25 protein-coding genes and 1 other annotated feature are annotated in these 23866 nt (G+C 43.9%); of the genes, 22 read left to right on the top strand and 3 right to left on the bottom strand.

Annotated features, from left to right (window positions below; all coding sequences use genetic code 11):
- Window positions 1-48: 48 nt before the first annotated feature.
- Window positions 49-411, bottom strand: coding sequence for a hypothetical protein (locus LCL96_RS03260; RefSeq protein ID WP_224940031.1), 363 nt, complete (start codon window positions 409-411; stop codon window positions 49-51).
- Between the two features lie 139 nt (window positions 412-550).
- On the opposite strand from LCL96_RS03260, the gene LCL96_RS03265 reads away from it, so the two are divergent.
- From LCL96_RS03265 to LCL96_RS03285, 5 genes are read left to right on the top strand one after another with little or no spacing between them, the layout of a single operon-like run.
- On the top strand, window positions 551-1330 hold the full coding sequence (locus tag LCL96_RS03265) for a hypothetical protein (protein ID WP_224940032.1): 780 nt from the start codon (window positions 551-553) through the stop codon (window positions 1328-1330).
- 2 nt (window positions 1331-1332) lie between these two features.
- Window positions 1333-1707 (top strand): GntR family transcriptional regulator, encoded by a 375-nt coding sequence (locus tag LCL96_RS03270; protein ID WP_224940033.1) that lies wholly within the window; start codon window positions 1333-1335, stop codon window positions 1705-1707.
- 2 nt (window positions 1708-1709) lie between these two features.
- Entirely contained in the window at window positions 1710-2423 is a 714-nt protein-coding gene (locus LCL96_RS03275; protein ID WP_224940034.1) for an ABC transporter ATP-binding protein, read from the top strand.
- Window positions 2420-3346 carry an ABC transporter ATP-binding protein gene (locus LCL96_RS03280; RefSeq protein ID WP_224940035.1) on the top strand — a complete coding sequence of 309 codons (927 nt, stop codon included), beginning with the start codon at window positions 2420-2422 and terminating at the stop codon, window positions 3344-3346. Before LCL96_RS03275 ends, LCL96_RS03280 begins: the two co-directional genes overlap by 4 nt.
- Entirely contained in the window at window positions 3339-4289 is a 951-nt protein-coding gene (locus LCL96_RS03285; protein ID WP_224940036.1) for an ABC transporter permease, read from the top strand. Before LCL96_RS03280 ends, LCL96_RS03285 begins: the two co-directional genes overlap by 8 nt.
- 122 nt (window positions 4290-4411) lie before the next feature.
- Here the strand turns inward: LCL96_RS03285 and LCL96_RS03290 are convergent, their stop codons facing one another.
- Together LCL96_RS03290 and LCL96_RS03295 are read right to left on the bottom strand one after the other, a co-directional pair.
- Window positions 4412-5131: a protein-glutamine gamma-glutamyltransferase gene (locus LCL96_RS03290; RefSeq protein ID WP_224940037.1), complete on the bottom strand. Its 720-nt coding sequence runs from the start codon at window positions 5129-5131 to the stop codon at window positions 4412-4414.
- A 362-nt stretch (window positions 5132-5493) separates the two neighbouring features.
- The gene (locus LCL96_RS03295; RefSeq protein ID WP_224940038.1) at window positions 5494-6768 is read right to left on the bottom strand and encodes a replication-associated recombination protein A; all 1275 of its coding nucleotides are present in this window, start codon (window positions 6766-6768) and stop codon (window positions 5494-5496) included.
- 198 nt (window positions 6769-6966) lie between these two features.
- Between LCL96_RS03295 and cymR the strand changes: the two genes are divergently transcribed.
- The 17 genes from cymR (at window position 6967) to LCL96_RS03380 (ending at window position 23832) form a co-directional block, all read left to right on the top strand.
- Window positions 6967-7386 (top strand): cysteine metabolism transcriptional regulator CymR, encoded by a 420-nt coding sequence (cymR, locus tag LCL96_RS03300; RefSeq protein WP_044339554.1) that lies wholly within the window; start codon window positions 6967-6969, stop codon window positions 7384-7386.
- A gap of 13 nt (window positions 7387-7399) precedes the next feature.
- Window positions 7400-8542: a cysteine desulfurase family protein gene (locus LCL96_RS03305; RefSeq protein ID WP_224940039.1), complete on the top strand. Its 1143-nt coding sequence runs from the start codon at window positions 7400-7402 to the stop codon at window positions 8540-8542.
- 49 nt (window positions 8543-8591) lie between these two features.
- Window positions 8592-9707 (top strand): tRNA 2-thiouridine(34) synthase MnmA, encoded by a 1116-nt coding sequence (gene mnmA / locus LCL96_RS03310; protein WP_224940040.1) that lies wholly within the window; start codon window positions 8592-8594, stop codon window positions 9705-9707.
- Window positions 9708-9870: 163 nt separating this feature from the next.
- Window positions 9871-10542: a tetratricopeptide repeat protein gene (locus LCL96_RS03315; protein WP_224940041.1), complete on the top strand. Its 672-nt coding sequence runs from the start codon at window positions 9871-9873 to the stop codon at window positions 10540-10542.
- 17 nt (window positions 10543-10559) lie between these two features.
- Window positions 10560-12956: an ATP-dependent RecD-like DNA helicase gene (locus tag LCL96_RS03320; protein WP_224940042.1), complete on the top strand. Its 2397-nt coding sequence runs from the start codon at window positions 10560-10562 to the stop codon at window positions 12954-12956.
- 151 nt (window positions 12957-13107) lie between these two features.
- Window positions 13108-13704, top strand: coding sequence for a biotin transporter BioY (locus tag LCL96_RS03325; protein ID WP_224940043.1), 597 nt, complete (start codon window positions 13108-13110; stop codon window positions 13702-13704).
- 16 nt (window positions 13705-13720) lie between these two features.
- Entirely contained in the window at window positions 13721-14728 is a 1008-nt protein-coding gene (gene bioB, locus LCL96_RS03330) for a biotin synthase BioB (RefSeq protein WP_224940044.1), read from the top strand.
- Window positions 14729-14922: 194 nt separating this feature from the next.
- Window positions 14923-15108 carry a hypothetical protein gene (locus LCL96_RS03335; protein WP_034757353.1) on the top strand — a complete coding sequence of 62 codons (186 nt, stop codon included), beginning with the start codon at window positions 14923-14925 and terminating at the stop codon, window positions 15106-15108.
- Between the two features lie 6 nt (window positions 15109-15114).
- Entirely contained in the window at window positions 15115-15255 is a 141-nt protein-coding gene (locus tag LCL96_RS03340) for a YrzQ family protein (RefSeq protein ID WP_224940045.1), read from the top strand.
- A 368-nt stretch (window positions 15256-15623) separates the two neighbouring features.
- On the top strand, window positions 15624-16724 hold the full coding sequence (locus LCL96_RS03345) for an AI-2E family transporter (protein ID WP_224941275.1): 1101 nt from the start codon (window positions 15624-15626) through the stop codon (window positions 16722-16724).
- A 51-nt stretch (window positions 16725-16775) separates the two neighbouring features.
- Window positions 16776-16990: a binding site (T-box leader), on the top strand.
- Between the two features lie 61 nt (window positions 16991-17051).
- Window positions 17052-19685 carry an alanine--tRNA ligase gene (gene alaS, locus LCL96_RS03350; RefSeq protein WP_224940046.1) on the top strand — a complete coding sequence of 878 codons (2634 nt, stop codon included), beginning with the start codon at window positions 17052-17054 and terminating at the stop codon, window positions 19683-19685.
- An 83-nt stretch (window positions 19686-19768) separates the two neighbouring features.
- Window positions 19769-20035: an IreB family regulatory phosphoprotein gene (locus LCL96_RS03355; protein WP_034757362.1), complete on the top strand. Its 267-nt coding sequence runs from the start codon at window positions 19769-19771 to the stop codon at window positions 20033-20035.
- A 3-nt stretch (window positions 20036-20038) separates the two neighbouring features.
- On the top strand, window positions 20039-20455 hold the full coding sequence (gene ruvX, locus LCL96_RS03360; RefSeq protein WP_224940047.1) for a Holliday junction resolvase RuvX: 417 nt from the start codon (window positions 20039-20041) through the stop codon (window positions 20453-20455).
- 14 nt (window positions 20456-20469) lie between these two features.
- Window positions 20470-20760 carry a DUF1292 domain-containing protein gene (locus LCL96_RS03365; RefSeq protein ID WP_201713580.1) on the top strand — a complete coding sequence of 97 codons (291 nt, stop codon included), beginning with the start codon at window positions 20470-20472 and terminating at the stop codon, window positions 20758-20760.
- Between the two features lie 161 nt (window positions 20761-20921).
- A complete protein-coding gene (gene mltG, locus LCL96_RS03370) occupies window positions 20922-22064 on the top strand; it encodes an endolytic transglycosylase MltG (RefSeq protein ID WP_224940048.1) in 1143 nt (380 codons plus the stop codon).
- Between the two features lie 194 nt (window positions 22065-22258).
- The gene (locus LCL96_RS03375) at window positions 22259-22906 is read left to right on the top strand and encodes an O-methyltransferase (protein ID WP_224940049.1); all 648 of its coding nucleotides are present in this window, start codon (window positions 22259-22261) and stop codon (window positions 22904-22906) included.
- The gene (locus LCL96_RS03380) at window positions 22903-23832 is read left to right on the top strand and encodes a peptidase U32 family protein (protein WP_224941276.1); all 930 of its coding nucleotides are present in this window, start codon (window positions 22903-22905) and stop codon (window positions 23830-23832) included. Before LCL96_RS03375 ends, LCL96_RS03380 begins: the two co-directional genes overlap by 4 nt.
- The last annotated feature ends 34 nt before the right edge of the window (window positions 23833-23866 follow it).

The raw sequence follows: 23866 nt of genomic DNA on the forward strand, positions 1-23866 counted from the left end.
GACTGAATTCCAAGGTGAATTCAGTCCTTTTTTTGTCCAATCAATGCCTCATAGTGGATGATGAACCTCTTTAGCCTGCATCATTTTTAATTTCGTATAATTTTTCTTCAGTTCCTTCTGTTCCAACAGTAATCGCTCTTTTTCATTGAGTAGCTGAAGGTTTTCTTTTGTGGAATCATCGTTTAATCCCTGTTTTAGAAAGGCGATACACATTTCCAATGAAAACTCATCCTGCTTTTTATGAATCTTTGAATAATATCGATGGGAGCATGTGCCTGGAGAACGATCGATCATTCGAGCAGCTTCTTCAAACGCTTTTCTTTTTGACTTGCCCTTATCCATGTAATTCTGGACGATTTCCTTTACTGTTTGTTCTTCTTCTGGAGTCCAGTGACGCCTTTTTTTATCCATCTTCCATCCTCCTTGTATATTAGCTTTACTCAACGTGCTAAAAAAAAATTCCATTAAAAGGGAAAAAGTGATTGACCTTTCTAGATGTCTTAGTGTACTATCTAACTAGAACACTAAAACACGTTACGGAGGAGTGAATATGACTGCATTTAAAGGTCTTCTCTGGAAAGACTTTAAAACTTCAAGCACATGGTTTTATGGCTGGATTGCCATTCTTTTTCTGCTTTTCATCATAGGGGTGGTCATTGGTGAATATGTCAATGAGCCAGGTATTTCTCAACTTTTCCTCATTATGATCGGTGTTTTCCATATAGCCTTTCTTCCGGTAATGGTCTGTTCCATGCTCCGTTTGGAGGGGAAGACGCAGCTTTGGCTGCACAGTCCTCATGGGGGATACATGCTTTTATTACCTAAGGTGATTATTGCTTTTTTATACTCTACATTGTCTCTATTACTAGTAGATGGCTTAGGGGTCCTGATGATGCTTCTTTATCCAGAGTCCTCGCTCTTTTCGTATTGGCCGGTAAAAGAGGGGATTCTCTTTAATCTTGGTGTGACCATTGTCGGTCTCTACTTTTCGGGATGGGGAATCTTCTTATGGACGTTATACCATTCCCTTTCCAAATATCCTGCCATAAAGAACATGCGCTGGATCATTATTGCAGGATTCATCATTTTGTATCAAAGTGTGGTTGCCTTTCTGATGAGCATCGATTGGGTGGAGAAGATTTTCTTTGAAACCCTTACTTTGAAGGTAAGTTCCGGATTCTTTTTCTCAGTGGAAGCAAATGAGGTGAATGCCGGTTTTAATCCTGAAACCATTCCATTACCGGTCCTTCCTTTCTTATTTGAAGGCGTGATCATGATCATTGTATTGATGATTTCCTGCAGACTATTGGATCGCAAGGTTGAGGTGTAGATATGTCAGAAGACTATACAGCCTCCAAACCGATATATATTCAGATTGCTGACCGCATCATCCGGGAAATCGTCAGGAAAGAATTATCTCCTGGGCAAAAGCTGCCTTCTGTCCGGGATATGGCCGTTCAATCCGGGGTGAACCCGAATACCATTCAACGAACGTACAGTGAATTAGAGAGGATGGGCATTGTGGAGACGAAAAGAGGGCAGGGAACATTCGTGACGGAAAGGGAAGACGTTCTTTCCGAAATGAATGAAAAGGTTCAGCAGGAAGTGATCGAATCTTTCATTCAAAATATGAAGGAACTTGGTCTGACAAAAGAACAGATGATTCAGGGAGTGGAAAAATATCTAAGTGAGAAAGGAGGGGAATAGAGTTGGTTGTAAAATTTGATGGTGTCACTAAAAAGTACGGGAACGAAATAGCATTGAACGATACCTCATTTGAGTTTCAAAAGGGAAAGATTTATGGTCTCCTTGGTCCAAACGGCAGTGGAAAATCCACGACATTAAAGATGATTGCCGGTCTTGTGCTCCCCAATAAGGGGACGGTTACCTTGAATGGCAAACCGGTCACCAGGAAAATTGCGAATGAAGTGGCCTATTTGACTGAGTTGGATATGTTTTATGAAGCTTTCACCGTTGAAGGGATGATCCGGTTCTATGCCTCTCAGTTCCCAGATTTTGATCCAGATAGAGCGAATGAACTGGTCACATTCATGGAACTCGACAGGGGGAAGAAGATCAAGCACTTGTCAAAAGGGAATCGGGGCAGGCTGAAGCTGGTACTGGCACTTTCCCGGAATACCGAGGTGCTGCTTCTTGATGAACCCTTCTCGGGACTGGATCCCATGGTGAGGGATACAATCGTGAAAGGTCTCCTATCCTATATTGATTTCGGAAATCAGACTGTGATCATTGCCACGCATGAAATCGATGAGATCGAAGCGATTCTCGATGAGGCATACATCATCTCCGACGGCGAAATCAAAGGACAATGCGATGTGGAAGAGCTGAGAGAATCAGAAGGTCTATCAGTCCTGCAATGGTTGAAGAAAACAACAAAATCAGAAGGGAAGTTGAAACGATGAAGCCGGTTGTGCAATTACAAAGTGTTTCCAAAGTCATCAAAGGCAAGACCATCATTGATCAATTAACGTTTGACGTGTATGAAGGAGAAGTGTTCGGTTTCCTCGGGCCAAACGGAGCCGGTAAAACGACGACGATCCGTATGATCGTAGGGTTGATGAATATTTCAAATGGAGATGTCCTTATCTCAGGCAAAAGCATCAAGAAAGACTTTGAAGGTGCCATCAAGGATGTGGGTGCCATCGTTGAAAACCCCGAGCTATACAAGTTCATGTCAGGATATCAAAACTTAAAGCACTTTGCCCGCATGCAAAAGGGGATTACCGATGAACGAATGAAAGAAGTCATTGAACTGGTCGGACTGACTGACCGCATCAATGACAAGGTAAAAACGTACTCCCTTGGAATGAGACAGCGTTTGGGTCTCGCCCAGTGCCTTCTCCATAAGCCGAAGCTCCTCATCCTTGATGAACCGACAAATGGTCTCGACCCTGCGGGGATCCGTGAGATTCGTGCTTATATCAGAAAGCTCGCTCAGGAAGAAGGTATGGCGGTCATTGTATCGAGTCACTTATTATCCGAAATGGAGATGATGTGTGACCGAATCGGGATCATCCAATCCGGAAAGCTAGTCGATGTGCAACAAGTTAGGGACTTTGTAGAAGGTTCCGAACAGGTATATCACTTCGAAATCGATGAAGTGGATAAAATGAAGGCCGTTCTTAATGCATTCGAATCCGGAATCAAATTCGAAGCTCAAGGAAAACAGGTGCAAGTGGCCCTGACAAAAGAACAAGTACCTGAGGTCATTCGGTCACTGGTAGAATCCGGTGTGCAAATATACAGCGTAATGCCTGTAGCCAAAACATTGGAAGATAGATTCCTGGAAATTACAAATGACAAAGGAGAGGTCGTTCATGCTTAGTCTTATTAGAAATGAATGGATCAAAATCTTCAAGCGGGTCGGGACGTATGTCATGCTTGGCTTGTTGATTCTGATTATTGGTGTGACAGGTGCCTTCACCAAGTATAGTGACATGAAAGCGAAAGAAATGGGTAACTGGAAACAAGAGCTATCAGCACAGGTGGAATCGGATAAGCAGATGTTGGCTGAAAATCCCGAATTGAATAAATTTATAAAAAAAGACACCGAACGAAGAATCGCGATTAACGAATATCGAATAGAAAACGATATCGAACCAAAAGTACAGGAAACAACTTGGACATTCGTTGAAACGAATGCCAATATCGTTCTCGTTGTGGGGCTCTTCTCCATCATCGTGGCAGCGGGCATCGTCGCGAGTGAATTCAGCTGGGGGACCATCAAGCTGTTGCTCATCCGTCCTATTTCGCGAACTAAAATCCTGCTCTCCAAATACGTTACTGTCATATTATACGGCATGAGCATGCTGTTATTATTATTCGTTGTTTCCCTACTTCTGGGCCTTATCTTGTTCGGCGGAACAGATCAGTCCACTCATCTGGCTTTCGTGGACGGGAAGGTTGTCGAGCAGAATATTGTGGGTTACCTGATCAAAACGTACTTATTACAAACCATCAACATTGTCATGATGGCTACGATGGCCTTCATGATTTCCGCAGTGTTCAGAAGCAGCTCACTGGCAATTGGAATTTCATTATTCCTCTTATTCGTAGGGGGCAATGCAACAAGCCTGCTTGCCCTGAAATTCGACTGGGCGAAATACAGTCTGTTCGCCAACACAGACCTGACTCAATATACAGGCTTCACTCCTCCATTGGTGGACGGGATGACGATGGGCTTCTCGATTACCATGCTCGTTATCTATTTCATCATTTTCCAAGTGCTTGCATTCTTGGTATTCAATAAGAGGGATGTAGCGGCATAGAAATAAGCCACGGCGGCTCTAACTGGACCGTCAAGCATAACATACTTTGCCTTTTTGTGACCCCGATTTACAAATAAGAAAGAACACCAAAAAGTGACGGACTCATCATAGTCCGTCACTTTTTATGTGTATCGATACAAATCAGAAAAATTCAGGCGTGTGACCTGCTCAAGTAAGTAAGCGGATTTCGTTGCCTCCTTTTTCCGGAGAGTGTTCAATGCTTCAATCATTTCATCGTGAGTCATGAGTCCCACACCGTGACCGAAGTACTGATCTTCTGTAATAAAGACTGAGTTCTCACCCATCCAGATCGGATCTTCGAAGTCGGGATTAAAGAAGTAATAAACATCTCCAGGGATATAATCAAGCCCTTCATACGTGACCATTGGAAGGTCGTCATCATAGTTGTGCCCCCACACAAGAAGTGATGAATATAGCCGGTTGAAATAAGGGGTCCTGATCGTATCGAGAATGGATTTATAGTAAAGCACAACAATGCTTGTGACACATTCAAAGCTGTAGGCAGAACTGTTCGTGAAAATATCCTCGATGGCATCTGATGGAAGCTTCGAGTCATTGAGCTGATAGCCGTAAGGGGTCTTGGTCCAGTAGATCGGGTTGAACTTGGAATGTTCGAAGGCTGAAAAAGTGGCGTCTCCATCATTCATCGCTTTCGCATTGGCGATTATTCTTTCTCTTACTTTCAACTCGTATTTGAGTTCTGAAAGGTTTGTATATCGGTAGTCGGTTGGGCTTTCTTTTAACGTAGTGAATATGTTTTTTTCAACAGGAGTCAGGTTCGGTAAATCCTTAGGTGATGTTTCATTTTCAATGATGATCAATCCATACACCTCCGGGCTTTTTTACTAATGTATGATGAGGAGATGGAATATGGTATCAACATTATAAAAAATGTGGGCACAGGTATTGTGATTTGAAGGTTCACCATTTGGCCCATTAAACTCTGATTCTGGCCCAATAGAGGTAGAAAGTGGCCCAATAAACTGCTTAAGTGGCCCAATAAAGTCCCAAAGTGGCCCGATAACCCATTAAGTGGACCCGCATCAGCAGAAAGTATTGCACTCTATCAGAATGACAACTTCATTAGGTTGATCGATCAACGTTTTTTTCAACATAACAGGTCAAAAAAACACCTACTCGAGTCATAAGTAGGTGTTTTTCACTCAATCCGTCTTCACAATAGTTATTTCATCTGCTTATTAATCTTCTCATACACCTGGGCGATCGCCTGTTCAAATTTCCCGGTCGATTTAGGACTGTAATATTTGGCTTTGCCCAATTTTTCAGGCAGGTACGTCTGCGGCACCCATCCTGATTCATAGTCGTGTGGATATTTGTATTCCAGGCCTCTGCCTAGTTCCTTTGCACCTTGATAATGGGCGTCTTTCAAATGGTCTGGCACATCGCCGCTCTTCCCTTTTTGGATATCTGCAAGGGCCAGGTCGATGGCCGTAATGGCCGAGTTCGATTTAGGTGAGAGGCAAAGTTCGATGATCGCATTGGCTAACGGAATTCTAGCTTCTGGGAAACCAATTTTCTCGGCGGTTTCGACTGCCGCGAGAGTTCTTGGACCCGCCTGGGGATTCGCGAGGCCGATATCTTCATAGGCAATCACGAGTAGCCTGCGTGCGATGCTTGGAAGGTCTCCTGCTTCAACAAGTCTTCCAAGATAGTGAAGTGCTGCATTCACATCGCTTCCGCGAATCGATTTCTGAAAGGCACTCACAACATCATAATGAGCGTCGCCGTCTTTATCATGTGAAAAGCTTTTCTTCTGAAGGCATTCTTCCGCAATCGTGACATCGATATGGATTACACCGTCGTCATCCGGTGAAGTGGACAGCACAGCCAATTCCAAGGCATTCAATGAACTCCTCACATCTCCGAAGCTGCTGCTTGCAAAATGTTCGATAGCTTCGTTCGATACTTCCAGTGAATATCCTCCCAATCCACGTTCGTCGTCCTGAATCGCACGGGTCAATGCGATTTTCATTTCCTCGATCGACAGAGGCTTCAATTCGAATATCTGGCATCTGCTTCGTATCGCAGGGTTTATGGCATGATAAGGATTGCTCGTTGTAGCGCCGATCAATGTAATCATCCCATTCTCAAGATAAGGAAGCAGGAAATCCTGCTTTCCTTTATCCAAGCGATGGACTTCATCCAATAGAAGGATCACTTTACCTGACATTTTTGCTTCCTCTGCCACGATCTGAATATCCTTTTTATTATTCGTGACGGCGTTCAGGGTTTTGAACCGGTACTTGGTGCTTCCGGCAATGGCGCTTGCAATGGATGTTTTTCCAATGCCTGGTGGTCCGTACAGGATCATGGATGAAAGCTGTTTCGCCTTTACCATCCTGTCGATGATTTTCCCTTCTCCGACTAAATGCTGCTGCCCGATGATTTCTTCAATGGTACGTGGTCTCATCTTGAAGGCAAGTGGTTTTATCGACATGAAACATCTCTCCAAACTGACGTTCTAATTACCATCACTTTATCACAGGAGATGTCATGAAGGGAAATAATGTGGATAAGAGAAGATGATGTCGTCCCTTTCACAGTAGAAGGGCGTATATGCTATAATAACAAAGTCAATGCATAAGAAATATACGTCTGAACGTGACGTTATTAAATATAGTAGAGGTGCTGGAACATGAAGATATCAACTAAAGGCCGATATGGTCTAACGATTATGATAGAACTTGCAAAACGACATGGTGAGGGACCTACCTCACTGAAAACCATCGCACAGCAGCATGAACTGTCTGAACATTATCTTGAGCAGCTGGTCGCTCCACTGCGAAACGGCGGTCTTGTTAGAAGCATTCGCGGAGCATACGGAGGGTATGTATTGGGTCATGAGCCATCAGAAATCACAGCGGGGGATATTATCCGAATCCTGGAAGGGCCGATCAGTCCTGTAGAAGGTATCGAAGATGAAGAACCTGCTAAACGCGAATTGTGGATCCGTATTCGGGACGCAGTCAAGGAAGTACTCGATAATACAACGATAGAAGATTTGGCAAGTCATTCTGATGACGGGGAATCTGATGCGTACATGTTCTATATCTAGGAGGTAACAATCAATGGAAAGAGTGTATCTGGATCATGCTGCAACGTCGCCCATGCATCCTGAAGTAATTGATGAAATGACAGCGGTGATGAAGGAGTCCTTTGGGAACCCATCAAGCATTCATTCATTTGGGCGTGCATCACGACATCTGGTGGATCATGCCCGGACCGTCATTGCATCAAGCATTCATGCAGACTACAATGATATCATTTTTACAAGTGGCGGAACGGAAGCAGACAATTTAGCGATCATCGGAACCGCCGAGGCTAATAAGGATAAAGGAAAGCACATCATTACAACACAAACCGAGCATCATGCGGTTTTGCATGCTTGTACATTTCTTGAATCCAAAGGGTTTGAGGTCACCTACTTGCCTGTGGATCGTTCAGGAAGGATCTCAATGGAGGACCTGCAAAATGAACTCCGTGGTGATACCATCCTTGTGACCATCATGTTTGGGAATAACGAAGTAGGAACACTTCAGCCCATCAAAGAGATTGGGGATTTGTTAAAGAATCATCAGGCATATTTTCATTCAGATGCTGTACAGGCTTTCGGATTGACTGCCATGGATGTGCAGGAGCTGGGGGTCGATCTGCTTTCCGTTTCAGGGCATAAGATCAATGGGCCTAAAGGAATCGGTTTTCTTTATTCCCATAAACGTGTGGACCTTCAGCCGGGGTTATACGGCGGTGAGCAGGAACGAAAGCGCCGTGCGGGCACAGAAAACGTCCCGGCAATTGCAGGGCTTGGGAAGGCAGTGGAACTTGCCCAGCACTCTGTTGAAGAAAAGCATAGCATGCTCTCTGATCTGAAGAAATTATTAAAAGAAACCTTAGCTGGTGAGGGGATTGAATTTGAAGAGAACGGATCCCTTGAGCATGGATTACCCCATGTGCTAAACTTAAGCTTTCCTGGCACGGATGTAGAATCCATGCTGGTGAATTTAGATATGTCAGGTATTGCTGTTTCAAGCGGTTCCGCTTGTACGGCTGGATCTATAGAGCCTTCACATGTACTTGTGGCCATGTATGGGAAGCAGTCTGAGAAATCAAGGAATTCCATCCGCTTCAGCTTTGGTCTAGGGAATACGGAGGAGCAGATTGTCAGGACTGCCCATGAAGTCGCAAAGATTGTGAAGAGATTAACCACATAAGATGGTCGTCCGATTAGGGCGCATGAACGGAAAAAAGGAGGTGGCGTAAGTGAAGAAAGAACCAAAGGATACAAGAGTGGTCGTTGGGATGTCCGGGGGCGTAGACTCTTCGGTGGCCGCGTTGTTATTAAAGCAACAGGGCTATGAAGTCATCGGGATTTTCATGAAGAACTGGGATGATACCGATGAGAACGGAGTGTGTACGGCAACCGAAGATTACAACGATGTCATTCGTGTCTGTAACCAAATTGGGATTCCTTACTACGCTGTGAATTTTGAGAAACAATACTGGGATAAAGTGTTTACGTATTTCCTGGATGAATATAAAGCAGGAAGAACACCGAACCCGGATGTGATGTGCAATAAAGAGATCAAATTCAAGGCGTTCCTTGAGCATGCATTAAAGTTAGGTGCAGATTACCTGGCAACGGGTCACTATGCCCAGGTTGAGTACCGTGACGGCGAGTACAAAATGCTGCGCGGCGTCGATAACAATAAGGACCAAACGTACTTCCTCAATCAGCTGGGGCAGGAGCAGCTTGAGAAAGTAATGTTCCCACTTGGTGGAATCGATAAGAAAAAGGTCCGTGAAATTGCCAAGGAAGCAGGACTTGCCACGGCAACGAAGAAAGACAGTACGGGGATATGCTTCATTGGAGAGCGGAACTTCAAAGATTTCTTAAGTAACTACCTCCCGGCGCAGCCTGGTAAGATGGAAACGCTTGATGGGGAAGTGATGGGCAAACATGATGGATTGATGTATTATACCATAGGTCAGCGTCACGGACTCGGTATCGGTGGAGCGGGTGAACCCTGGTTTGCCATCGGTAAGGACCTTAAAAGAAACGTCCTGTATGTAGGTCAAAGCTTCGAGCATCCTGCCTTATATTCAGATTCCATCCTTGCGACGGATGTTCACTGGACATCGAATGGGGATAAACCTTCTGAATTCACGTGTACGGCTAAATTCCGTTATCGCCAGGATGATAACAAAGTCACGGTGGTACCGATGGAAGACGGAAAGGTGAAGGTCATCTTTGATGAGCCCATCCGTGCCGTAACTCCAGGACAGGCAGTTGTTTTCTACAATGGAGATGAATGTCTGGGTGGAGGAACGATTGATACGATCTTCAAGGATGAGAAAAAACTGACATACGTCGGATAATATCAATTCAAAAAGGACTGAGAAAAGGAGATGTACGATCTCTGATCTCTCAGTCCTTTTTTTCATCATGGATGAATTCCATTGTAGGGTGTCCCTTATGTTATACTAGTATCGATAAGCAGGGATACATACATAAATAATAGACTATATAGAGGTGTTTACATTGGATAAAAATTTAAAAGGTATTGAGTTATTGCAAGAAGGGAAAGTGGAAGAGGCTGTAAAGCTATTTACAGAAGCCATTGAAGAAAGTCCAAAGGATCCGGTAGGGTATATTAACTTCGGGAATGTATTGATGACGGTGGGCGACAACGAAAAGGCGAAAAAGTTCTTTGAACGGGCGATCTCCATTGACGACAATGCAGGGGCTGCCTATTACTCCCTTGGGAACCTGTACTTTAATGAAAATCACTTTGACGAAGCGAAGGATCAATTTGAAAAGGCGATCTCAAAAGGAATGGAGAATGCAGACGTTTTCTTTATGCTTGGAATCAGTCTGTTCCAGTTAGAGCAGCCGAGACTGGCTCTTCCGTACTTACAACGAAGTGTTGAAATGAATGAAGAAGACGTAGAGGCTCGCTTCCAATTGGGACTTTGTCTTGCCAAAGTGGAAGCATATGAAGAAGCGATCGCTCAATTAACCCAAGTGGTAGAAGCAGATCCCGAGCACGCCGATGCTTACTATAACTTAGGTGTTGCCTATGCAGGCCATAAAGATGATGCAGATACGGCATTGACGTATTTCAATAAAGCTGTTGAAGTTCAACCGGATCATATGTTGGCGGGATATGGCATCAAAATGATCGAAAAGCTTAAAAATGAACAGAGCGAATAGTTAGGGGGTTCAATACCTTGAGCCAGCAAGACTCTTTAAAGCTGTTTGGCGAAGAAGAAATCTTTGTTAAAGGAAGGCACCTTGTCACTATTTTTCATAACGAGGAAAATCTCTATACGGTAGTCAGAATCCGGGTGGACGAAACGAATGATTCTTATGAGGATAAAGAAGCGGTCGTAACCGGAAATTTCCCTAAAATCCATGAAGACGAGACCTATGTATTTTACGGACGTTTCCAGGAGCACCCGAGATTTGGCATGCAGTTTCATGCGAAACATTTCAAGAAGGAAATCCCCCAAACCACACAAGGTGTCGTCCATTATTTATCAAGTGACCTATTTAAAGGGATCGGCAAGAAAACAGCTGAGAAGATTGTGGAGCACATCGGGGAAAATGCCATCAGTAAAATACTCGAAAACCCGAACCTCCTGGATGAAATACCGAAACTTCCAAAAGAAAAAGCGAAGAGCATTTATGATACGCTTACCGAGCATCAGGGTCTTGAACGGGTCATGATCATGCTGAATGACCTCGGATTCGGCCCACAGATCTCCATGAAGGTCTACCAGGCTTATAAAGAACAGGCCCTTGAAATCATTCAAAAAAATCCTTATAAGCTTGTGGAGGATATCGAAGGAATCGGGTTTACCCGGGCAGACGAATTGGGATCGAAGATTGGCCTTACGGGCAGCCATCCGGACCGTATCAAAGCAGGCTGCTTATATACATTGGAGCAAACGTGCGTCAAGCAGGGCCATGTGTATTTGGAAGCGGAAGAACTGATCGTAACGGTGAAGGAGCTGCTTGAAAAAAGTCAGCCGGAAACCATCGACTATACGGATATCTCGAGTCAGCTAGTGTCCCTTGAGGAAGAAAGCAAGGTCATAGGGGAAGGGACGAAGGTCTATGTCCCATCTCTCTATTTTTCTGAAAAAGGGATCGTAACAAATATTGAAAAAATCTTGTCTCAAACACAGTATAAAGATCAATTCCCCCAATCGGAATTTCTGTTGTCACTCGGTGCCCTCGAGGACCGGCTGGGCGTGCAATATGCACCTTCACAGAAGGAAGCCATCGAAACGGCCTTGATGTCCCCGATGCTCCTGTTGACAGGAGGGCCGGGTACCGGTAAGACGACCGTCATCAAGGGTATCGTCGAACTGTTCGCTGATTTGCACGGCTGTTCGCTGGATCCGAAGGACTATAAAGATGAGCCGTTCCCCGTTTTGCTGACGGCCCCTACAGGACGTGCAGCGAAACGGATGACTGAATCGACAGGTCTTCCCGCCATGACAATCCACAGACTTCTTGGGTGGAATGGTCAGGAAGGATTCCAAAACGATGAAGAAAGGGCCATCGAAGGTAAACTGCTGATCGTTGATGAAGTGTCCATGGTCGATACCTGGCTTGCCCATCAACTGATGAAGGCTCTCCCTGAGGATATTCAAGTGATATTTGTCGGGGATGAAGATCAATTGCCTTCTGTCGGTCCAGGTCAGGTTCTGAAGGATTTATTGAATTCGGAAGTAGTCCCGACAGTCAGATTGACGGATATTTACAGGCAGGAGGAGGGTTCTTCGATTATCGAACTCGCTCACTGCATGAAAAGGGGACAAGTACCTGCTGATCTGACAAAACAGCAAAAGGATCGTTCGTTCTTCCCCTGCAGAACCAATCAAATTTCAGAAGTCGTTCAAAAAGTGGTGGAGAATGCCAAGAAAAAAGGCTATACACCAAAAGATATTCAGGTGCTTGCCCCCATGTACCGGGGACCGGCTGGAATCGATCGCTTGAATGAACTTCTGCAGGAAATATTCAACAGTAACGATGGGACAAGAAAGGAACTTGCCTTCGGGGATGTGAAATACCGCATTGGGGATAAGGTTCTTCAGCTTGTCAATCAGCCTGAAAACAATGTCTTCAATGGAGATATCGGTGAAATCGTTTCAATTTTCTATGCGAAGGAAAACACCGAGAAACAGGATATGATCATTGTGTCATACGAAGGAAATGAGGTCACCTATACACGACAGGACCTCATGCAAATCACCCATGCGTACTGCTGCTCGATCCATAAGTCCCAGGGAAGTGAGTTTCCCATTGTGATTCTGCCCGTGGTGAAAAGTTATTACCGAATGTTACGAAGGAACCTCCTGTATACGGCCATAACCAGAAGCAAGCAGTTTCTCATTCTTTGCGGGGAACTGGATGCATTCAGGCTGGGTGTGGAGAGAGAAGATGATTTTCTCAGAAAGACGACCTTGAGTGAGAAACTGAGAAGCCTGCAGGGTCATGAAGCAAATGAAGAGCATGAATCCTCTTCTAAAGATATCCCCATCGAGGAATTCCTGATGAATGAGGATCCGATGATTGGTATGGAAGGCATTACTCCGTACGATTTTATGAAAGCATAGGTTGACGAATGACCATTTCTACTTTTGGAATGGTTCATTCATCAACCTTTTTTGTGTGCTTTTTGTTAACTGTTTATAAAATTAAGTTGACATATATTCAGTGAAGGCGATATCCTTATCTTGTAGATAAACGACAGATGGGGGAAGACAGATGAACAGAAAATTGAGAACGATCGATCTTACACTTGCAGGGATGTTTGTCGCTCTGATGGCAATCGGGGCAAATATTACAACATTCGTACCATTCATGGTAGTGGGGGGAGTTCCCATTACGTTACAGACCTTTTTTGCCATTTTAGCAGGTGCGATACTCGGAAGCAGGATCGGTGCGATTTCCATGACGGTCTATGCCTTAGTTGGGTTGGTTGGAGTACCCGTATTTGCACGTTTTGGAGCGGGATTGTCAACAATTATAAGCCCGACCTTCGGATTTATCGTTTCATTTATTTTTACAGCCTATATCACCGGTAAATTGGTAGAAAAACATAAGAGCGTGAAGGTTTACATCTTCGCTGCACTGGTCGGCATGATCGTAAACTATGTGGTCGGCACGAACTGGATGTATGCTGCTTACAAGTTTTGGGCTGCGGCTCCAGAAGGATTCACTTATAAGATGGCATGGGCATGGATGGTCGTTCCATTGCCGAAAGACATCATCTTAGCTGTCTGTGCAGGAGTGATGGCTCATCGTTTAGAGAAGTCGGTGCTTTCCAAAAGCACATTCAGAAACTTGAATCGAGCAGCATAATGGGGGAGGAAACGATATGAAAACGTGGAAGGAACTTGCCGAAGAGGTCATCGGGGGAGCTGAACTAACCAATGAAGAAGCATTATCGATTTTGCGAAGCCCGGATGATGAGCTCTTGGAATTACTACATGGCGCTTATCTGATTCGAAAACATTATTACGGAAACAAAGTGAAATTAAATATGATCATCAATACAAAATCAGGTCTCTGCCCTGAGAATTGCGGGTACTGCTCACAGTCGAGCGTGTCTGATGCGCCGATCGAGAAGTACCGCATGGTAGATAAAGAAACGATATTAAAGGGAGCCGAAAATGCACACAAACTGAATGTCGGCACCTATTGCATCGTTGCCAGTGGACGTGGCCCGAGCAATCGGGAAGTGGATCACGTGGTTTCAGCGGTGAAAGAAATCAAAGAACAATATAATTTAAAGGTTTGTGCATGTCTCGGATTATTAAAGGGTGATCAAGCAAATCGCTTAAAAGAGGCAGGGGTGGACCGTTACAACCATAACATCAATACTTCCAGTAACCATCATGAAAATATCACCACTTCCCATACATATGAAGACAGAATCAATACAGTTGAACAGGCAAAAGCACAGGGGATATCACCGTGCTCGGGGATTATCGTCGGTATGAAAGAAACACTTCAAGATGTAGTAGATATGGCTAACAGCTTGAAAGTACTCGATGCGGACTCCATCCCGGTCAATTTTCTTCATGCCATCGACGGTACTCCTCTTGAAGGAACCGATGAACTTGACCCTCGATATTGCTTGAAGGTCCTTTGTTTAATGCGCTTCATTAATCCGACAAAAGAAATCAGGATTTCAGGTGGGCGTGAAGTGAACCTGCGCAGTCTCCAGCCATTAGGTCTTTATCCGGCAAACTCCATTTTTGTCGGTGATTACTTGACGACAGCAGGTCAGGAAGGAACAGCGGATCATCAAATGCTTGAAGATTTAGGATTTGAAATCGATTATGTGAATGAAGAAAGTGGAGAATCCGTTACGATCTCATAAAAAAATTCATTGGATGCTATGGAAAAGGTTACTCCTCATGAAATCAGGAAATTATCTCACACTATATAAGAACGTTGTTGTTTCAGCAACGTTTGTGCGTCTAACTCATTAAATAAGTATAAAATCGGCTCTGGTTGGTCATGATGGTAGGGAATAATCACCATATTCTGGTGTGACCCGAGGTGAACAAACCGATGAAATGTCCAAATTGTCAGAGCAAAGATATTGGAAAGATCGGCATCAACCAGTATTACTGTTGGGGATGCTATATCGAGCTTTCCTTGTCTAAGGGTGTCATTCATACTCACCAGGTAGAAGAGGATGGATCGCTGAGCTCCTTAGATGACTTATTTGATGAGGAAGAACGCCGACTAAGCTAGGAAGAGGTGTCTTTCTTGAATAAAACATTTGCATCCATCGTTGGTTTTGGAGCAGGGATCGCTGCTTCCATCTATTCTCAAAGATCCAATATGATGAGTCAGAGACAAATGAAACGAATCCGTAAACAAGTAAAGAAACTTTTTTAACAGCTGAAAGAGACTGGCTCATTGAGGGTCAGTCTCTTTTTATGCGTGACTTGATAGAATTGGTTGTAAATGGAAAATGACGCATAAAATGAAAAAAATGACGCAATCATGATTGATTTTGACGCAAATAATAAAATAATGACGCAATCACTGCCTGTTTTAACGCAATAAATTCCAGAACGACGAACTGGCCATCCTTTTAGCCTTATTAGAGGGGAGGATCCATCTCTTTTACCATATGATTCACCCTTTTTAAGTGAAATCCAAAATCCATCTATAAAATCAATTCATTCAGGGTAACTAAACCCCATGAATAAAACTACCTCATATTTCCTAACAATAGAGAAGAAGGGATGGAGGTGATCACGATAGAAAAGAATACCTATGTAAAATGGTTATACAGGCTTTCGATAGCCCTCATTCTTGCACTATTTCTTTATATTCTCTTTTTATTAAAGCCTGTTTGGCATCCCGTATTAGAGGTCTTATTTTTCTCCCTGCTCCCTTTCGTCATAGGCGGGTTCATTGCGTACCTTCTTCATCCGGTCGTGGAGAAGCTGCATGAAGCCGGTATTCATAGGGGGATCGCGATCTTGCTCATCTATCTCCTCTTCTTTGGGGGAGTGGGATATGCTATTTATAAAGGGACTCCTGCTGTCATCCATCAACTGAGAGATTTATCGGAGAATGCCCCCATTTTCACTAAACAGTATCAGGGGTGGCTTCATGTGATTCAAAGTGAGACCTCGACATGGCCGGACGGGATCCAGTCGCAATTGGAAGAGAGAATCGACGGGCTTGAAGCATGGGTGACGGGACTGGTGGCTTTGGTACTCGCGACACTCTTGAAGTTCATGAACAGCTTACTTATCGTTGCCATCATCCCCTTCGTATCTTTTTATTTATTGAAAGACATTACAAAGGTAAAAGCCTTTCTGTGGCAGCTCACTCCAAAGAAATGGAGGCAAAGTGCCATTTCATTTTCCAGAGATGTGGATGAATCTTTAGGTGGTTATATTCGAGGGCAACTACTCGTTTGTTTGATCATTGGGAGCATTTCAGCCGTCACGTTGTGGTTGATCGGGATGAAATATCCTCTGATCCTTGGTTTGATCATTGGGGTCACAAATGTGATACCGTATTTTGGTCCTATCATTGGGGCAGTTCCTGCAGCCCTTGTCGCCAGTACCATTTCGGTTAATATGGTGATCTACGTTGTCATTCTGGTCGTGATCCTTCAGTTTCTGGAGGGGAATATCTTATCGCCGCTCATCGTCGGGAAGAGTCTTCATATGCACCCCCTCTTCATCATGGGGGCACTGATCATCGGCGGCGAAGTGGGTGGGGTGATCGGAATGATCGTGGCAGTGCCCTTTCTTGCCGTCATAAAGGTGGCAATTTTACACGGACGCACCCATTTTCTTTATATGAAAAACGAAGAAGAGCTGAAAAATGGGAATGATCATTGACAAATACAATGAATATTTCTATAATCCAACATATACAAGTATTCGCATAACATGAAATCCATGAAGGACCCAGTACGTTATAGTCCATCTGACAGAGAGAAATCCCCTTTGGCTGCAAGGGATTTCAGATGAAGGATAACCGAATGCTAATCCTGAGTGCAGGTAAAGCCTGCCGTCCAGCCGCGTTAAGGTGTATTGAGGGATGAATGAACGAATGTTTATTCATAACCAGGGTGGTACCGCGAGAAACAGCTCTCGTCCCTGTTTTAGGGATGAGGGCTTTTTTGTATTCTTTTTTACCCATACATATAAAGGAGGAAGCTTGACATGAACAAATTAACAGGCGCAGAAATTCGTCAAAAGTTTTTAGATTTCTTTCAGGAAAAAGGGCATGGTGTTGAACCGAGTGCATCATTGGTTCCACATGAAGATCCGTCTCTATTATGGATCAATAGTGGGGTAGCGACATTAAAGAAATACTTTGATGGGCGTGTGATCCCTCAAAATCCAAGAATCGTGAATGCGCAGAAATCGATCCGTACCAATGACATCGAGAACGTAGGGAAAACGGCTCGTCATCATACGTTCTTCGAAATGCTCGGGAATTTCTCGATCGGCGACTATTTTAAAGTAGAAGCAATCGAATGGGCATGGGAGTTCTTGACGGATGAAAAATGGGTTGGTTTTGATCCTGAAAAGCTTTCCGTTACGATTCACCCTGAAGATCATGAAGCGTTTGATATCTGGAACAAAAAAGTAGGAGTACCTGCTGAACGGATCATCCGAATCGAAGGGAACTTCTGGGATATCGGGGAAGGTCCAAGTGGTCCGAATACAGAAATCTTCTATGATCGTGGACCTGAATACGGTGACAACCCCGAAGATCCTGAATTATATCCTGGTGGGGAAAACGACCGTTATCTTGAGGTGTGGAATCTTGTGTTCTCACAGTTTAACCATAACCCTGATGGAACGTATACTCCGCTTCCTAAGAAGAACATCGATACAGGTATGGGTCTAGAGCGTATGGCGTGTGTAGTTCAGGAAGTGCCTACGAATTTTGATACAGATTTATTTATGCCGATCATCGAGGCAACGGAAGAAATTTCAGGGAAGTCTTATGGCAAAGACAATGACACCGATGTAGCGTTCAAAGTCATTGCCGACCATATCAGAACGGTTTCATTTGCTATCGGTGACGGTGCCCTTCCATCCAATGAAGGTCGCGGGTATGTATTACGCAGACTGCTTCGACGTGCGGTCCGTTTTGCTAAACAAATCGAAATCAACCGCCCGTTCATGTATGAATTGGTTCCCGTTGTATCTGAAATCATGGTGGATTTTTATCCGGAAGTGAAGCAAAAAGCTGAATTCATCCAAAAAGTTGTGAAAAATGAAGAAGACCGCTTCCACGAAACGCTGAATGAAGGTTTATCCATTCTTTCATCCATCATCAAAGCTCAAAAATCAGCAGGAAGCAAGGTTATCCCTGGTGAAGATGTTTTCCGTCTTTATGATACGTATGGATTCCCTGTTGAATTAACGGAAGAATACGCTGAAGAAGAAGGTTTGACTGTTGACCACGAAGGCTTTGAAAGAGAGATGGAAGGTCAGCGCGAAAGAGCGAGAGCTGCTCGTCAGGATGTAGGAAGCATGCAGGTGCAGGGTGGAATCCTGAGTGATATTACGGTGGAAAGCCGGTTTGTGGGGTATGACACACTTGAGAGCAAATCGACAGTCCTTGAATTATTGGTGGATAATGAGCGCCAGCCGAAAGTAAATAAAGGTCAGGAATGTCAGTTCATCCTTGATGAGACTCCATTCTACGCTGAAAGCGGCGGACAAATCGGAGATAAAGGGTATATTGAAGCTGAAGGCGTGAAAGTTTCTGTAACGAATGTGAAGAAAGCCCCTAATGGACAAAATCTTCATACGGCAGTCGTAGAAGAGGGGACGCTCCAGCAAGGTGCAGAGGTATTGGCCAAGGTTTCCCGTGAATCGAGAAGCAAGGTCGAGAAAAACCACACAGCTACTCACATCCTTCATCAAGCACTGAAAGATGTCCTTGGAGATCATGTCAACCAAGCAGGTTCATTAGTAGAACCGGATCGTCTTCGTTTTGACTTCTCTCATTTCGGATCTGTTTCACAGGAAGAAATTGAACGTATCGAAACCATCGTCAACGAGAAGGTGTGGAAAGCGATTTCGGTCAACACAGCCCTTAAATCACTATCCGAGGCAAAAGCGATGGGAGCCATGGCTCTGTTCGGTGAAAAATATGGTTCAGAAGTGCGTGTGGTCTCAATCGGAGATTATAGCTTGGAGCTTTGTGGAGGGTGTCACGTTTCCAATACGTCAGAGATCGGATTATTCAAGGTCCTATCTGAAAGCGGGATCGGTGCCGGTACCAGAAGGATTGAAGCTGTAACAGCCGAAAATGCATACAAAGTATTGAATGATCAAGTTTCTCAACTGAAGGATGTTGCGGCTAAACTGAAAGCGAATCCTAAGGAAGTTGTTAATCGTGTGGATTCTTTATTAAGTGAGATGAAGGAGCTTCAACGAGAGAATGAATCATTATCCGCAAAGTTGTCTAACATAGAAGCAGGAAGCTTAACGGACCAAGTGAAGGTCATTGATGGTGTGAATGTCCTTTCGGCAAAAGTGGCTGCCGGTGACAGCAACGGGCTTCGTTCGATGATGGACGACCTTAAACAGAAGCTTGGATCCGGGGTGATCGTACTGGCAACAACTGGTGACGACAAAGTGACCATCATTGCAGGAGTTACGGCTGATTTAGTCGAAAAAGGATATCATGCAGGAAAATTGGTTAAAGAAGTCGCTTCACGCTGTGGTGGAGGCGGTGGAGGCCGTCCGGACATGGCCCAGGCTGGAGGGAAAAACCCTGAAAAAGTGGAGGAAGCCCTGCAATTTGTAGAAGAATGGGTCAAATCCGTTTAACTCCGTGTGAAAGTGGTGTACAATGTAGGTAACGATTAACAATTCGGTTGTCAAAAAGACAAGCCTAAAGAGAGGTGCTAAAAATGAGTTCTTTTGACAAAACGATGCGGTTTGATTTCTCAGAGGAGCCGTTCGAACATGATGTGAAGGAAGTGCTCTTGCAGGTTCATGATGCTTTGCAGGAAAAAGGGTACAATCCAATCAATCAAATCGTAGGATACTTATTATCTGGAGATCCGGCTTACATTCCCAGACATCAAGATGCCAGAAATATCATCCGCCGCTTGGAACGTGATGAGATCATCGAAGAATTAGTCAAATCGTATTTGAAACAGCACAAAGAGGGATAATACATGCGTGTAATGGGTTTAGACGTTGGTTCTAAAACAGTCGGAGTCGCGATCAGCGATGAGCTTGGCTGGACAGCTCAAGGAATTGAAACCATTAAGATTGACGAAGACCAGGGCGTGTTCCGGGTGGATCGAATAAAGGAACTTGCCGATGAATACCAGGTGGACACCGTTGTCGTTGGATTGCCTAAAAACATGAATAACACAATCGGCCCACGTGGGGAAGCGTCTAAAGCTTATGGAGAGTTGATTCATCAGGAGTTGTCCCTTCCCATAAAATATTGGGATGAAAGACTAAGCACGATGGCTGCTGAGAGAGTGCTTTTAGAAGCCGATGTAAGCAGAAAGAAACGTAAGAAAGTAATCGACAAAATGGCTGCGATGATGATCCTTCAAGGATACCTTGACAGCCAAAAATGATGAGGTGAATGTTCATGGAACACGGAGAAAAACAAATTACAGTAGTTGACGAACAAGGAAATGAGCAGTTATGCGAGGTTCTTTTCACGTTTGAATCAGATAAATTCGGAAAGTCTTATGTTCTTTACTATCCACTTGGAGCAGATGAGAATGACGAAGAAGAAATTGAAATTCATGCTTCTGCATTCATGCCTGGTGACGAAGGACAGGAAGGCGAATTAAAGCCGATTGAAACAGAAGAAGAGTGGGACATGATTGAAGAAATGTTAAACACTTTCCTGGACGAAGAAGAAGACGCAGAATAAGTCGTCGTTATAAGGATACGAAACAGGGACCGCAAAAAGGGACAAAAAATTCACCCTTTTTGCAGGTCCCTGTTTCACTTTGTGCGAAATATTGTATAATAGTGGAGATGATGTCGAATTTCGCATAACGGATAGCCCGCTTTTTTGCTCGAAAGGGGGAAATGAACGCTTTGGAAGAAAAGAAAAAGGTAAAAGAAACACTTATGAAGAAACTGCTTGAGAGACAAGAGGAGGCAAAGGTCATTAGAAAAATAGTAGGACTTGTCATTCTTTGTCTAGTCATTGTTATAGGGGGAACGGCGATTGGTGGATACCTTTATGTAAATTCTGCCCTTAAGCCCGTAGACCCGGATAATACAAAACCAGTAAAAGTGGACATACCTATAGGCTCCGGTGTGACCAGCATCGGGAAAATCCTTGAGGAAAAAGGGATCGTAAAGAATTCTACGGTCTTTAAATATTATGTGAAATTCAACAATGAAGCAGGGTTTCAGGCAGGATCTTATGATCTGACACCTTCCATGACCCTGAATGAAATTGTGAATAGCTTAAAGACTGGTAAGGTCATGAGAAAAGCAGAGTTTAAGATTACCATTCCAGAGGGACTTCAATTAGATCAGATAGCAGAGATCATTGCTGAAAAGTCTCCATATAAAAAAGAAGAAATAGAAAAGAAACTAAATGATAAGAAATGGCTCGAGCAATTAAAAGAGGAATATCCGGAACTGATTACAGATGAAATACTGAACAAAGATATTAAGCGGCCGTTGGAAGGATATCTTTATCCTGCGACGTATCCTTTTTATGAGAAAAAGCCTTCTTTAGATGCCATCCTGAAGAAGATGATTGCTCAAACGAATGAAGTACTGGCTCAATATCAGGAAGCCATGGCAGCAAACGATTATACTCCTCACAAGCTTCTCACCCTTTCTTCCCTTATTGAAGAAGAAGCGACGGAGAAAGCAGACAGAGGGAAGATTTCAAGCGTATTTTATAATCGGATGGAGGAAGGAATGCCACTTCAGACAGATCCAACGGTATTATATGCCCTAGGGAAACATAAGGAAAAAACCGTGTACAAAGATCTTGAAGTCGAATCACCGTATAACACGTACCAAGTGAAGGGATTGCCGCCTGGTCCGATTGCAAATGCGGGGATTTCATCGATTGAAGCAGCTCTGAAGCCAGAGGATACAGAGTATTATTATTTCCTGGCAGCTTCCAATGGGTCGGTGTATTATTCTGAAACACTGGATGAGCATAACGAGAAAAAAGCAAAATATATCACCAACAAAGAGGAATAGCCCCATGAGAAGAGGAAAGAAACATTCGCTTTCCTCTTCTCTGTGTGGTAAAATAGTACAAGTTATTTTTATATACGGGCGTTATCTTGATAGGCGTGAAAAGTAGAAAGCTGATCGTAGCTTTCTTCTTTTCATGTTGTCTAAGAAAGAAGCGCTACCGATATCATTTATGATCATGATCGTGAGGCTTATATATGAATGAACGAGTGATTGGCTATATAGAATCAATTGTGAAAGAACGTCCTGCCTTAATTTCTGAGATGGAACACTATGCAGAAGTTCATGGCGTTCCCATCATGGAGCTGGTCGGAATCGAAGCGCTCTTGGGAATGTTACGGATCCAACAGCCAAAGCGGATCCTTGAAATCGGAACTGCTATAGGATATTCAGCCCTTCGGATGGCTGAAGCACTCCCTGAGACGACAGTTGTCACACTTGAACGGGATGAAGAAAGGTTCGAGGCTGCGCAACGTTTTCTCTCCCGATCCAAAGATGGCAATAGAATTGTCACGATTTTCGGTGATGCGCTAGAGCTCTCTGAAGTAGTGAAAAAGCATGGTCCGTTTGATGCCATCTTTATAGATGCTGCCAAGGGTCAGTACCTAAAGTTCTTTGACCTATATTCAGCCATGCTTACAGAGAACGGAGTCGTCTACTCGGATAACGTCTTATTCAAAGGTCTGGTTGCCGAGGTACAGGTTGAGCAGAAAAGAATACGGAACATGGTGAAGAAGCTGCAGAATTATAATACCTGGCTGATGAATCATGAACAATTCGATACATCTATTTTACCTGTCGGTGACGGTATCGCCATCAGTAAGAAAAGAGGTGATCAATGGTGAAAAAGCCGGAATTACTCGTAACCCCTACAAGTGTATCCGATATTGAACCGTTGGCGGCTGCAGGTGCCGATGCCTTCATGATAGGTGAACAGAAGTATGGATTAAGACTTGCCGGAGAGTTTTCACTGGAAGCCGTTTGTGAAGCGATAACATTGGCTCACAAACACAACAAGAAAGTGTATGTGGCGATGAATGCCCTATTTCATAATGATAAAATCTCAGAACTGGATCATTATATCGCTGCTCTTGATGAAGCAGGGGCTGACGCCATCGTGTTCGGTGATCCTGCTGTATTGATGGCTGCACGAGAAGTAGCTCCTCAGATGAAGCTTCATTGGAATACGGAAACGACGGCCACAAACTGGTACACCTGCAATTACTGGGGACGAAAAGGCGCTAAACGTGCTGTCTTGGCACGTGAATTGAGTATGGAGACTATCGTTGAGATGAAAGAGAATGCAGAGGTCGAAATCGAGGTACAGGTCCACGGTATGACCTGTATGTTCCAATCAAAACGTTCACTGCTCGGTAACTATTTTGAATATCGAGGAAAAGCGATGGGAATCGAGAATCGAAAAGAGCAGCGCAATATGTTCTTACACGATGAAGAGCGCCATAATAAGTACCCAATCTTCGAGGACGAAAACGGCACGCATATCATGAGCCCGAACGATATGTGCATTATTGATGAACTTGGTGAAATGATGGAAGCAGGTGTCGATTCCTTCAAGATTGATGGGGTGATGAAATCCTCTCAATATATTCTTGAGATAACAAAACTATATCGTAAGGCAATAGATTTGTGTGCGGATGATGAAGATCAATATGATGATCAGAAAGACGGGTTTTTAGAAGAAGCGAAAAGACTGCAACCTGAAAATCGTCCGTTGGATACAGGATTTTTCTTTAAAGAAACCGTGTATTAAGTACACGATGAAGATGTCAGAACGGAGGCGTAAT

Source organism: Rossellomorea aquimaris (assembly GCF_020172085.1).
Taxonomy (GTDB): domain Bacteria; phylum Bacillota; class Bacilli; order Bacillales; family Bacillaceae_B; genus Rossellomorea; species Rossellomorea aquimaris_E.

Bases quoted from the DNA above. Each gene is read 5' to 3' on its own strand.
- LCL96_RS03260 (WP_224940031.1), bottom strand. From the start codon at position 411: ATGGATAAAAAAAGGCGTCACTGGACTCCAGAAGAAGAACAAACAGTA.
- LCL96_RS03265 (WP_224940032.1), top strand. From the start codon at position 551: ATGACTGCATTTAAAGGTCTTCTCTGGAAAGACTTTAAAACTTCAAGC.
- LCL96_RS03270 (WP_224940033.1), top strand. From the start codon at position 1,333: ATGTCAGAAGACTATACAGCCTCCAAACCGATATATATTCAGATTGCT.
- LCL96_RS03280 (WP_224940035.1), top strand. From the start codon at position 2,420: ATGAAGCCGGTTGTGCAATTACAAAGTGTTTCCAAAGTCATCAAAGGC.
- LCL96_RS03285 (WP_224940036.1), top strand. From the start codon at position 3,339: ATGCTTAGTCTTATTAGAAATGAATGGATCAAAATCTTCAAGCGGGTC.
- LCL96_RS03295 (WP_224940038.1), bottom strand. From the start codon at position 6,768: ATGTCGATAAAACCACTTGCCTTCAAGATGAGACCACGTACCATTGAA.
- cymR (WP_044339554.1), top strand. From the start codon at position 6,967: ATGAAGATATCAACTAAAGGCCGATATGGTCTAACGATTATGATAGAA.
- LCL96_RS03305 (WP_224940039.1), top strand. From the start codon at position 7,400: ATGGAAAGAGTGTATCTGGATCATGCTGCAACGTCGCCCATGCATCCT.
- LCL96_RS03325 (WP_224940043.1), top strand. From the start codon at position 13,108: ATGAACAGAAAATTGAGAACGATCGATCTTACACTTGCAGGGATGTTT.
- bioB (WP_224940044.1), top strand. From the start codon at position 13,721: ATGAAAACGTGGAAGGAACTTGCCGAAGAGGTCATCGGGGGAGCTGAA.
- LCL96_RS03335 (WP_034757353.1), top strand. From the start codon at position 14,923: ATGAAATGTCCAAATTGTCAGAGCAAAGATATTGGAAAGATCGGCATC.
- alaS (WP_224940046.1), top strand. From the start codon at position 17,052: ATGAACAAATTAACAGGCGCAGAAATTCGTCAAAAGTTTTTAGATTTC.
- LCL96_RS03355 (WP_034757362.1), top strand. From the start codon at position 19,769: ATGAGTTCTTTTGACAAAACGATGCGGTTTGATTTCTCAGAGGAGCCG.
- ruvX (WP_224940047.1), top strand. From the start codon at position 20,039: ATGCGTGTAATGGGTTTAGACGTTGGTTCTAAAACAGTCGGAGTCGCG.
- LCL96_RS03365 (WP_201713580.1), top strand. From the start codon at position 20,470: ATGGAACACGGAGAAAAACAAATTACAGTAGTTGACGAACAAGGAAAT.
- mltG (WP_224940048.1), top strand. From the start codon at position 20,922: ATGAACGCTTTGGAAGAAAAGAAAAAGGTAAAAGAAACACTTATGAAG.
- LCL96_RS03375 (WP_224940049.1), top strand. From the start codon at position 22,259: ATGAATGAACGAGTGATTGGCTATATAGAATCAATTGTGAAAGAACGT.